This is a genomic window from Nocardia sp. SYP-A9097 (genome assembly GCF_009649815.1).
In the GTDB taxonomy this organism is placed as follows: domain Bacteria; phylum Actinomycetota; class Actinomycetes; order Mycobacteriales; family Mycobacteriaceae; genus Nocardia.
The window spans coordinates 320,120-331,251 of record NZ_WJIC01000004.1 but is presented as its reverse complement, the minus strand read 5'-3'; the positions used below and the strand labels follow the sequence as shown (position 1 = coordinate 331,251).

Sequence of the window (11,132 nt, the reverse complement as noted above, 5' to 3'; positions counted from 1 at the left end):
GGGACCTATTTCGATTCGGTTGGCGCGGTGGTTTTTTCGATGTCGTGTACGAGTCGCTCGAGCAGGCCGATCAGGGTAGAACGATCGTGCTCCGGCCAGTCGGCCAGCAGTCCGGCCAGGAACAGATTGCGCAGCCGGCGGTTTTCGGCGAAGACTCGTTCACCCTCCGCGGTGGCGGTCAGCACGCAGGCGCGGCCGTCGATGGGATCGGCGCCACGGGCGACCAGACCATGTGCCACCAGGGTTCTGGTCTGACGGCTGATGGTGGAGATCTCCGCGTGCAAGAGCTCGGCGAGCTTGCCGGTGCGCTGTGGCCCGTCGTGCACGAGGCAGAAGAGCACAGCGTAGGCGAGCTGTTCCAGCCCGTCCGGGCCGTTCTTGACCACCCGATGCTTCACCCGGCCGACCGCCCGCAGGAGGCGGACCAGCAGGGAACCGAGTCGGTCCGCGGGATCCGGTTCGGTTGTGGCACTGGGATCACGGGCAACGACGGCCATGATCGAGTCCTTTATGATGATGCCTATTTACTTAGCTACTACAACTACTTGCTGCGGCCAACTATACACACGACAGGCATCGGTTTGAAGGGCCTGACGCCGACTCGCCAAGGACGCGCGCACAACCCCCTTCGTCGTGCGCGCATCCTTGCCCGAGTCGGTGCGGGTGATCAGGGACGCAGGCGCACAGGCAGATTGGTGAGACCGCGAATGACGAAACTCTTGCGCCACTCGGTCTCGGCCCCCGGCGCGAGCTCGAAATCCGGATAGCGATCCAGCAACCGGGCCAGGCCGATCACGCCACCCATACGCGCCAGCGGCGCACCGACACAGCGGTGGATGCCATGGCCGAAGGCGAGGTGCTGATTATCGGTCCGGTCGATATCGATGGTGTCCGGTTCGGCGAATCGACCGGCATCCCGGCCGGTCGCAGCCACCGAGATGATGATGAGCTCACCTGCGGGAATATCGATGCCGCCCAACGTGACCGGGGCCGTCGTATAGCGGAAGGTCGTCTCGGTCGTCGGCGAGCGATACCGCAGTACCTCTTCGATGAAATCGCCGATACGGCTGGGGTCCTCGCGCAGCGCCGCACGAGAGTTGTTGTCGGCCAGCAGTGTTGCCACCGCGTTCCCGATCAGATGAGCCGTGGTCTCGAATCCGGCTACCAGCAGCATGAACACCATGCTGAGCAGCTCGCGCTGGGTGAGCCGGTCCTCGTCCGCACCGACGGCGATCAGCTCGGAGAGCATATCCGCCTCGGGCGCTTGGGTTTTCGCCTGAATCAGGCGGCCGAGATATCCGACGAACTCCTGCACCGCCGCCATCCGCACAGCATTGGGATGATCGCTCGAGATGAGCATGGTCGACCAGGTGCGGAAATTGTCGCGGTCCTGCTCGGGCACGCCGAGCAGTTCACAGATCGAGGTCATGGACAGCGGAATCGCATAGCTTTCCAGCAGATCCAGGTCCCCGGTCGCGGGCTCGGCCAGCAGTGCGTCGGCGATCTCGGTAATGCGCGGCTCCAGCGCCTTGATCGCCCGGGTCGCGAACGCCCGATTGACCACGGCCCGCAGCCGGGTGTGCTCCGGCGGGTCATAGAACACCAGCATGTCCGCGAACATGCTGTTGGCCAGGTGATTTCCGCCGCCATTCGACGCCAGCGCCGTGCGCGCGCCCGGCGACTTGAGCACCTTGCTGATGGTGGGATCCATGAAGGTCTCTTTGGCCGCGTCGTAATCGGTGACCAGCCAGCCGGTGCTGCCATCGGGGAATCGGACGCGATTCACCGGGCCGCGCGCACGCAACCGGTCGTACGAGGCATTCGGGTCCTGATAGAAGTCATCCGCCAGCACGAACGGCTCGGTTGCCAATTCGCCCGCGGCGGACGCCGTTTCCAAACCCATGGTCGAGAACAGTAGCGGGGAGTACCCACTCTCGCTCGGCCGCAAACCACCCCCGTCAGAGTATGCAATGCCAGTGCATACGATGGGGGCGGCGGCCGCGATCGGGCCGCGCGATCGAATCGGAACAGGACGTCTCGAACACGATGGGTGATCCCGAAAACTCAACGCTGGGGCAATACCTCACCTTCCTGCGCCAGCGCGAAGAGCAGCGGCGACACCGCACCGGGGCACTCCCCCGCACCAAGAAGCTGAGCCGCGAACGGGCCGCCGGTGACGCGCACATCACCGCCAGCTACCTGACCAAGGTCGAACGCGATGAGGTCGGCCAGGTCTCGGTCGAAATCCTGCGCCTGCTCACCGACACCTATCACGCCAGCGACGACGAATGGCGTTATCTCTGCGACCTGGCCGGGCACGCCGCGCCCTATCCCGCACTGCCCGGGCTGAACGAGACCCTCGATATGCCGCCCATGACGGAGTTCGAAAACGCGCTGTCCTCCTTCATGCGCACCGAAATGGACGAATCCACCAGCGATCTGGTGTCCTTCTACACCCCGCAACGCCGGTTGATCGCCGCCAATGCCGCCTACTTCGAGACGTTTCCGACACACCGGCCCGGCATGTACATGCTGGAGTGGTCATTCACCGACGAGGCCAAAACCGTCATGCTCAACTGGGACGACCAGGTCGATCAGGGCGTCGCCTGGCACCGCGGCATCATCGGCCGCTACGGCCACACCAACTGGGCCCAGGAATCACACCGCAGGCTCTGGCAATTCGACGACTTCCGAAAGAAATGGGAGGCGCACGAGGTGAGCTACGCCCGCCCCCTCGTCTCCCAAGCCCTGCTCGCGGTACGCGGCGGCCGCTACACCATGATCATGGAGAACTGGCTCCTGCAATACGGCCTCCCGATCATGCGCTCCCGCAGCCGCCTCCAGCCCATCCCGAACTGACTGCGACTCAGGCACTCTCGGGCCGCCTTTGCGGAACCCCGAAGAGCGCCAACGTGATCTGATACAGCAGGGGCGCGCACTCGGCGAGCGTCCCGGGATCTCGAGTATCGAGGCAGTCGCGAATACGATCGTCGATCGCCCCGATAAGGGCGTCGAAGACCTCGTCGGGAACCTCCACCGGAGTATCGCCGACCGCGCGCCCGAGCCGAAAGACCGCGCACATACGTTGCGCCAGAATCGATTTCGTCTCGGCTGCTGAGCGGCGGCCCGCACAGCCGGACACTCCAGGCGTAGCGCTCCGGCGCATTCACTGTTCTCAGCCCGACTCGACGTGCAGTCGTTCGAATTCGGCAACTCCCTGGACAGCCATCGACTTGCCATATGTCGTCAGCGACATATGCGATCGTCACGTGGGTGAACTGTTCTCCGTAGAGATCGAGGTCATCGAACTGGTGAACCGCTTCGACTTCGCTGGAACTGATCGACTGGGCGAGTAAACAACCCTGGTCCGACGGCAAAATCGGCAGGTCGGGCATCTCGTATTCGGGGATCAACCAGTTCAAGACGGCCGAACAGACGCCGCCCGCGCTGAAGGCGATCTTCCCCGTCGAGGGCAGCATCGACACCCTCACCGACGCGGCCTTCCCCGGCGGCGGGCTGGGCATGTTCGCGCCGTCCAGCTCGCGCTCGTTCTCCGAGCTTCCGCTGCCGCCGGAGCAGAAGAAACTCATCATGGGCAATGCGTATCACTTCAATCCCGGTTCGGGACTGGGCAATCCGGGGCAACCACGGCCGTCTCCGTCAATGATGTTGCCCCGGACGGCCAATCGACGGTCCTCGCCAGCGGCCAGCTCGCTGCCTCCCTGCACGCCGTCGACGACGACCGCAGCCAGCAGGACGCGAACGGCGACTACACCCACACCGTCTACAAACTCCTGCTCGCCGACCGCCAACCCCTGGTCCCCGGCCAACCCACCACACTGGATGTGGCCATCAACCCGGTGGACGCCGTCCTACAACCAGGCCATCGCCTGCGCGTGAACGTCTTCGCCGGCAACTTCTCCAAGGGCATCCTGGTCACACCCCTGCTCTTCGACGGCGGCATCCGCAATGCCGCTGCCCCACAACACCTACAACTGGACCCGAACGAGCCGAGCTTCATCAACCTGACCCTGAACCGACCCGTGGAATGACCGCCTAGCGCGGTGGTTCCACTCGGACCAATCCGGATTGGAAGGCTATTACGACGAGTTGGGCGCGGTTTTGGACGCCCAACTTGGACATGGCGCGTTGGACGTGGGTGCGGACGGTGAGGGGGCTGACGTACATTTTCTCGGCGATTTCCTCGTTGGAGAGGCCCTCGGCGACCATGGCTACCACTTCGCGTTCGCGGGCGGTGAGGACTTCCAGGGATTCGGCTGCGCTGATGCGGCTTTCGGGGCGGGAGAGGTAGCGGGCGATGAGGGTGCGGGTGGCGGTGGGTGAGAGGAGGGCGTCGCCCGCGGCTACCGCGCGGATGGAGCGCAGGAGTTCTTCCGGGCCTACGTCTTTGCCGAGGAAGCCGCTGGCTCCGGCGCGCAGGGCCTGTGCCACATACTCATCCAGTTCGAAGGTGGTGAGGATCAGGACTCGCGTGTCGCGCAGGGCGGGGTCGGCGCAGATCTCCTGGGTGGCGGTGAGGCCGTCGACACCGGGCATGCGGATATCCATGACGACCACATCGGGTTTGGTGGATTGCGCCAAATCGACTGCCTCGCGGCCATTTCCGGCGATACCGACCACCTCCATATCCTCGGCCGAATCGATCAGCAGGCGGAAGGTGCCGGCCAGTAGGGCTTGATCGTCGGCCAGCAGTACCCGGATGGTCATGGCATCTTGTCCTCTGGGTCAGGGGTTTTCGGCGGTTCGAGGGGGAGTTCGGTGGTGACTTCGAAGCCGCCGTCCGGTCTGCGCCCGGCGCGCAGGTGACCGCCGACGGAGACGGCGCGCTCGTTCATACCGATGAGACCGTAGCCCTGGCTCTCCGAATCCTGTTCGCCACGAAGATCTTCCAAGATTTCGCCGCCCTCATCGGCGACGCTGATCGTCAGCAGCAACCGCGAGTAGACCAGGCGCACCGTCGCCGCCGCGGTGCCCGCGTGTTTGGTGACATTGGTGAGCGCCTCCTGAATGATCCGGTATGCCGTCAGATCCGCACCCGGGGAGAGCGGGCGCGGCACCCCGGTGATCGACAGCGACAGGGTGAGCCCGGTGCGCTCGAAAGAGGTGAGCAGTTCCGATAATTGGGCCAGGCCCGGGGTCGGCTCCAGCGGGGCATCCGAATCATCCTCACGCAGCAGTCCCACGGTCGCCTTGAGCTCCCGCAGCGCGGCCGAGGTGGTGCCCGCCAACTGGTCGAGCATCTCCTGCGCCTGATCGGGTTGACTGCGCAAAAGATATGCGGCAGTGGAGGCTTGGGCGTGCGCCAGCGCCATATGGTGCGCGACGATATCGTGCAGTTCGCGCGCGATCCGCAGCCGCTCCTCACCGACGCGCTGGCGGGCCTCCTCCTCGCGAGTGCGTTCGGCCAATTCGGCGCGCGCGTGCAAGGCCGTCAGATAGTTACGCCTGCTGCGCCCAGCCTCGGCGAACGCGCCGGCCACCATCACCCCGGCGATCAAAGTGATACGGCCACCGGTCAATACCGGATTGAAATGCTGGATGAGCGAGGCGATCAACAGCGCCGCACCCGCCACCAGCGGTGCGACCTTGGCCGTGCGCAGATCCGCCGACCAGTAACCGAGCGAATACATCGCGACGAATGCCGCGCCCCCGGTGAACAGCGAGATCTCGAAACCCAGCGCGCCGATCACGATCGCACAGACCGTCGTCACCACCAGCACCCCGCGCGGCGACACCCGCCGGAACAGCAACGCCAGCGAAGCAGTCGCGGACAGCAGGAATACCGACAGCGACGCCGGCCGCACCACGACCGGCCCCTCACCATTGCCGTGATCGGTCAACCGGCTCGCATAGGTGGCCAGCGCGCACAACAGAATCGCCACGACCACATCGACGGCGCGACTGTGCCTACGTGGCCACTGCGACCATTCGGCGGTCATCTGCGCTCCTTCTCGTCATTGAGAACCCTAATCGGCCGGTCCCGAACCGACCGGTAGGCCGCCCACCCGGGACGGCCTACCGGTTCTTATTCATTCAGGCCCGAGCGGATTCGAGCTCGCGCTCGGGTTCCACCGTTTCGATGCGATTGAGGCTCTCACCCTCCACATCCACATTCGGCAGAATCTTCGCCAGCCACTGCGGCAGCCACCACGCCTTGTCGCCGAGCAGTGCGAGCACCGCCGGGACCAGCGTCATCCGCACGATGAAGGCGTCGAAGAACACCGCCGCGCCCAGGCCGAGACCCATCATCTTGATCATCGGCTCACCACCTCCGATGAAGCCGGAGAACACCGCGATCATGATGGCCGCCGCGGCCACCACCACCCGCCCGCTGTGCCGGAAGCCGGTGACAATCGCGTCTTCGGCACTCTCACCATGTGCGTACGCCTCACGCATGCGAGTGACGAGGAAGACCTCGTAATCCATGGCGAGCCCGAACACCACGCCGATCAGGAAGATCGGCATCATGCTCATGACCGGTCCGGTCTGATGCACGCCGATCAGCTCGGCCAGCCAACCCCATTGGAATACCACGACAATCACACCGAAGGCCGCACCCACCGAGAGCAGGAAGCCCAGCGCAGCCTTGATCGGCACCGCGATGGAACGGAATACCACCATCAGCAACAGGATCGCCAGTCCGACCACCACCGCGAGATACGGCAGCAGCGCGTCCGACATCTTCTGCGAGACATCGATATTCATCGCGGTCGCACCGGTGACCAGCATGGTCACACCGGTCGCCGACTTCAGATCGGCTGCCTCACCGCGCAATTCGTTTACAAGATCCTTGGTCTCGGTGGACGAGGGACCGGTGGCGGGCACCACGTTCAGCATGGCGGCATCACCGGCCTGATTGAACATGGCGGGCGAGACCGAGACGACACCCTTTGTCCCGGCGAGGATTCGGCTCGCCTCCTCCACCGCGGCCTTGGGATCGCCGACACCCTTGACATCCACCGCGACGGTGAGCGGACCATTGAATCCGGGACCGAATCCGGCGGCGAGAGCATCGTAGGCGCGACGCTGCGTGGTCGAGGTCGGCTGTGCCTCATCACCGGGCATACCGAGTTCGAGACTCGTCATGGGCAGGGCGAGCGCGCCCATACCGACCAGGCCGATCAACAGCACCGCCACCGGACGACGCACGACGAACTGCGCCCAGCGCGTACCCATACCGGGCTTCTCGTCCTTAATCGGGTTGGGCGCGAACGCGTTTCCATCCACCTGCGCCTTGCGGAACGCCTTCGGCATGACCGCGCGCTGGAAGAATCCGAGCAGGGCGGGCAGCAGTGTCAGCGCGATCGTGACAGCGACGGCGACGGTTCCCGCTGCGGCCAAACCCATCTTGGTGAGCGCCGGAATCCCGACCACGGCCAGTCCGGCCAATGCGATCACGACGGTGAGGCCCGCGAAAACCACTGCGGAACCGGCGGTTCCGACGGCCCGGCCCGCCGCCTCGTCGGCGCTGAAGCCCTCGGCGCGTTCGGTCCGGTACCGAGAGACAATGAACAGCGCGTAGTCGATACCCACCGCGAGCCCCAGCATCATGGCGAGAGTCGTTGTGGTGGTAGACATTCCGATCGCCACAATAGCGGCGATACCGACCCCGACGCCGATCAGCGCGGTGAGCAGCGGCAGCCCCGCCGCCGCGAACGCCCCGAAGGTGATCATCAATACGATTGCCGCGATGGCGATACCGATGGCCTCGGTCGCCCCGCCCATCTCCGGCTTGGCCATCAGCGCGGATCCGCCGACCTCCACCGTCACACCCGAGGCTTTACCCTGATCGATCGCATCGGTCAGCGCCGTCTTGGACGCATCGGTCAGATTATCGGGGGTCACGCCGTAACTCACGGTGGCGTAGGCGGTGGTCCCGCTCTTACTCACCGCGCCGGTCTGGAATGGATCGAGCACGCCCTTCACCTGCGTGCCGCCCGCAACCTCCGACACGATCTTCTCGACCGTCGCCTTGTTCGCCTCCGAGCCGATCTGCTGCCCATCGGGTGCTACGAAAACGATACGGGCCTGCGCCCCATCGGATTTCGCCCCCGGGAACCGCTCCGCCAGCAGATCGAACGCCTGCTGGGACTCGGTCCCCGGAATCGAGAAGGTATCCGGGGGCGCACTCGGCGCACTGGCCGCCCCGACCACCAGTGCGGCCATAACGCCCAGCCAGAGCAGAACGACGAGCCGCCGCTTCTCGAACGCGAACCGACCCACCCGGTACAGGAATTTCGCCATGCGCCAATGCTCGTTCCACGGCCCTGTAGTCGGCATCGTACAGGTGGAGGCCGTTCCGCCTACTGCATCCGCAGTACGCGGACGCCGCCAATACTCGATTCGCAGGCATCGGCGTGACCCCTGCCACGCGGACCGGCGCAAACACCTCGAATGGGGCTGCCGACGGCCGGAGATGGCAGGCTAGGTCCATGGCCGATGAACAGGAAGCCTCGAGTGAACAGCTCGAGGGCGAAGTGAACGAGTCGCCGACCGAGGCGACCAAGCGAAAGTTCCGGGAAGCGCTCGAACGCAAGAACGGCCACGCCTCCGCAGGCGGAGCCGCCCAGAACAACGCGAAGATCCACGGCACCCACGCCCAGGCGGGCGGTAAGCGCACCTTCCGCCGCAGGGCCGGAGGCTAGGCGAATCGAACGGCGACGGCCCCCGATCACCCCGGTGATCAGGGGCCGCGCATTCATGAGTGCGGTGAAGGTCTCCCTGACCAGGAACGGAACCGTGCTAGTTTCATCGGATGGGTTTCGGTGCCCGGTGGCACCGTTCATCAGCGAAATTCGCTTGGAAGCGTTCTCTCGCACCCCGTACGTTTCGTAACGAGGAGAGAGCTCTGTGCCTACCGTTTCCTGGATCGAGAACCACGCCGAGATCACCGCCCGCCGACATTCGGAGAACGGGGCGGCAGCACCCGCGCGCATCGTCGTGGCCGACGATCAGATGAAAGCCGATACCGCCTATCGGCACTGCTGCGAGGGAACCGCGCTGCTGTGGCGCGGCGACTACCACAATGCCCGGCAGTTACTGGCCGCCATCGAGCGCCGACTGGACCGAAAAACGCCTGCGCCGGTTGCCGACAAGGCCGGATTGTTCCGGCAACAGCGTGGGATTCGCGGGCACCGCGCCCGCATTCTGGGTCGCGTACTGGTGGTCCTCGAGGAGGACTACACGCTCGACCTGCGCCGGGCTCCCGATATCCGGCAGGCGTGCCAGGAGGCATACGGCCCGTCGACGGGAACCACGGTGGTTGCGCTGACCGAACTGCTCGGCGTCATCGGGGCCCGGCAGTGGCGGGAGCGGGGTGTGCCGATCTCCTACCTCGACGCTCGCATTCATCCGCACTACGGGGTGTTCTCGCCGGTCCGCGGCGAATACGTGGACCTGGTCGCGAAAGCTCCACTGCCCCAGCGCATTCGCACCGCCTTCGACCTGGGCACCGGGACCGGGGTACTGGCCGCGGTGCTGGCCCGGCGCGGTGTCGAGCGGATCGTGGCGACCGATGCCAGTCCCCGCGCCCTGGAATGCGCCCGCGCGACCGCTCGCGAGCTGAAGCTGTCCGATCGAATCCAGGTGATCGGGCCGGCGCTCTATCCGCCGGGCCGCGCCGACCTGATCGTCTGCAATCCGCCCTGGCTGCCCGCTCGCCCCACCTCCGACCTGGAACGTGGCGTCTACGATCCGGACAGCGCCATGTTGCGCGAGTTCCTCACCGCCCTGCCCGAACATCTCGAACCGGGCGGCGAAGGATGGCTGATCGTGTCCGATCTCGCCGAGCTGCTCGAATTGCGTACGCGTGCAGACCTTCTCGCGCTCATCGAGGCGGCCGGATTGCGCGTCGTCGACAGACTCGACACCGTGCCGCGGCATCGACGGGCCACCGCGACGAACGATCCCCTGCACGCCGCTCGCGCCGCGGAAGTCACCTCATTGTGGAGATTGACTGTCCGGCAGTGAATCTCACCCCGAATCGGGTGGGCGCACACCCGCGCGCAAGTTCGGACATATCGTACTAATCGGACGAAAGCTGTTGATTCACAGCATATTCGGAGGGTTCTCACGCCGATCCGATGCTCGAATCACACCCGCCCCATGCGAAACTCCTTCGCGATGCTCACCTACTTCGAAGCGGCAGTCATCGGCGCGGTGCAGGGGGTCACCGAACTCTTCCCCGTCTCCAGCCTCGGGCATTCGGTGCTGGTCGCCGCCTGGCTCGGCGGGCCCTGGCGGGAACTGCCTCTTGCAGGCGAATCATCCACCGGCACACCGTATCTGGCATTCATCGTGGCATTGCACGTGGCGACGGCGATCGCACTGCTCTGGCACTACCGACGCGACTGGTACGCCATCACAACGGGTTTCGCGGTCACACTGCGCACCCGGCGGGTCGACACCGTGCCGCAGCGGATGGCCTGGCTCATCGTGATCGGCAGCATCCCCGTCGGCATTCTCGGACCGATCCTGCAACACCCGCTGCACGAACTGTTCTCCGCTCCCCTGGCCGCGGCGGTATTTCTCACCTTGAACGGCGTGGTCCTGGTCATGGGTGAGGCGCTGCGCCGGCGCAATGAGCCGACCCTCGCCGAGTACGGCCGCCGCTTCGCCCGCCGGGAAACCCGCCGCGCCGCCTTCAGCACGGCCGAACTCCCACGCCTGCAAGCGGATCGGCCACTGGCCGCCCTCACCACCGCCGACGCGCTCGGTATCGGACTGGTCCAGGCCGGAGCCCTGCTGACCGGGTTCAGCCGCGACGGACTCGCCATGGTCGGCGGATTGTGGCGCGGCCTCGAACACGAGCACGCCGCCAAATTCGCGTTCCTGCTCGCCACCCCCGCCATCCTCGGCGCGGGGCTGCTGGATCTGCACGATCTCACCGGCTCCGACTCCGGCAGCACCGGACCCATTCTGCTCGGCGCGCTGGTCTCGGGCCTGTCCTCGCTGCTGGCCGTCCGATATCTTGAGCGCCACTTCCGAACCCGCACACTGCTGGTCTTCGCGCTCTACTGCCTGATCGCCGGAACCCTCTCCATACTGCGTTTCAGTTGACCGATGAGTTCGGCAGGTTCACCGGGTCTATACCTACAGCCCGCAATCTGACG

10 protein-coding genes and 2 pseudogenes are annotated in these 11,132 nt (G+C 65.4%); 6 read left to right on the top strand and 6 right to left on the bottom strand.

What is annotated here, in order from left to right; all coding sequences use genetic code 11:
- Positions 1-5: 5 nt before the first annotated feature.
- Both GFY24_RS11650 and GFY24_RS11645 read right to left on the bottom strand, forming a co-directional pair.
- Positions 6-497 carry a MarR family winged helix-turn-helix transcriptional regulator gene (locus tag GFY24_RS11650; RefSeq protein ID WP_153805007.1) on the bottom strand — a complete coding sequence of 164 codons (492 nt, stop codon included), beginning with the start codon at positions 495-497 and terminating at the stop codon, positions 6-8.
- A 170-nt stretch (positions 498-667) separates the two neighbouring features.
- Positions 668-1,903 (bottom strand): cytochrome P450, encoded by a 1,236-nt coding sequence (locus GFY24_RS11645; RefSeq protein WP_153805006.1) that lies wholly within the window; start codon positions 1,901-1,903, stop codon positions 668-670.
- A 143-nt stretch (positions 1,904-2,046) separates the two neighbouring features.
- Between GFY24_RS11645 and GFY24_RS11640 the strand changes: the two genes are divergently transcribed.
- Positions 2,047-2,859, top strand: coding sequence for a helix-turn-helix domain-containing protein (locus GFY24_RS11640; protein ID WP_194852828.1), 813 nt, complete (start codon positions 2,047-2,049; stop codon positions 2,857-2,859).
- A 7-nt stretch (positions 2,860-2,866) separates the two neighbouring features.
- Here the strand turns inward: GFY24_RS11640 and GFY24_RS11635 are convergent, their stop codons facing one another.
- The gene (locus GFY24_RS11635) at positions 2,867-3,082 is read right to left on the bottom strand and encodes a hypothetical protein (RefSeq protein WP_153805004.1); all 216 of its coding nucleotides are present in this window, start codon (positions 3,080-3,082) and stop codon (positions 2,867-2,869) included.
- Positions 3,083-3,330: 248 nt separating this feature from the next.
- On the opposite strand from GFY24_RS11635, the pseudogene GFY24_RS43660 reads away from it, so the two are divergent.
- Positions 3,331-3,456: pseudogene (locus GFY24_RS43660) on the top strand (CocE/NonD family hydrolase); the annotation flags it as partial.
- Positions 3,457-3,695: 239 nt separating this feature from the next.
- Positions 3,696-4,052: pseudogene (locus GFY24_RS43655) on the top strand (CocE/NonD family hydrolase C-terminal non-catalytic domain-containing protein); the annotation flags it as partial.
- 4 nt (positions 4,053-4,056) lie between these two features.
- Here the strand turns inward: GFY24_RS43655 and GFY24_RS11625 are convergent.
- The 3 genes from GFY24_RS11625 to GFY24_RS11615 form a co-directional block, all read right to left on the bottom strand.
- Entirely contained in the window at positions 4,057-4,728 is a 672-nt protein-coding gene (locus GFY24_RS11625) for a response regulator transcription factor (protein ID WP_153805002.1), read from the bottom strand.
- Positions 4,725-5,960, bottom strand: a complete 1,236-nt coding sequence (locus tag GFY24_RS11620) for a sensor histidine kinase (protein ID WP_153805001.1) — start codon at positions 5,958-5,960, stop codon at positions 4,725-4,727. Before GFY24_RS11620 ends, GFY24_RS11625 begins: the two co-directional genes overlap by 4 nt.
- Positions 5,961-6,054: 94 nt before the next feature.
- Positions 6,055-8,265 carry an MMPL family transporter gene (locus GFY24_RS11615; protein ID WP_153805000.1) on the bottom strand — a complete coding sequence of 737 codons (2,211 nt, stop codon included), beginning with the start codon at positions 8,263-8,265 and terminating at the stop codon, positions 6,055-6,057.
- A gap of 188 nt (positions 8,266-8,453) precedes the next feature.
- Between GFY24_RS11615 and GFY24_RS11610 the strand changes: the two genes are divergently transcribed.
- The 3 genes from GFY24_RS11610 (at position 8,454) to GFY24_RS11600 (ending at position 11,079) form a co-directional block, all read left to right on the top strand.
- Entirely contained in the window at positions 8,454-8,666 is a 213-nt protein-coding gene (locus GFY24_RS11610; RefSeq protein ID WP_153804999.1) for a DUF5302 domain-containing protein, read from the top strand.
- Positions 8,667-8,871: 205 nt separating this feature from the next.
- Positions 8,872-9,990: a class I SAM-dependent methyltransferase gene (locus GFY24_RS11605; protein ID WP_309230738.1), complete on the top strand. Its 1,119-nt coding sequence runs from the start codon at positions 8,872-8,874 to the stop codon at positions 9,988-9,990.
- Positions 9,991-10,125: 135 nt separating this feature from the next.
- Positions 10,126-11,079 (top strand): undecaprenyl-diphosphate phosphatase, encoded by a 954-nt coding sequence (locus GFY24_RS11600; protein ID WP_228566196.1) that lies wholly within the window; start codon positions 10,126-10,128, stop codon positions 11,077-11,079.
- The last annotated feature ends 53 nt before the right edge of the window (positions 11,080-11,132 follow it).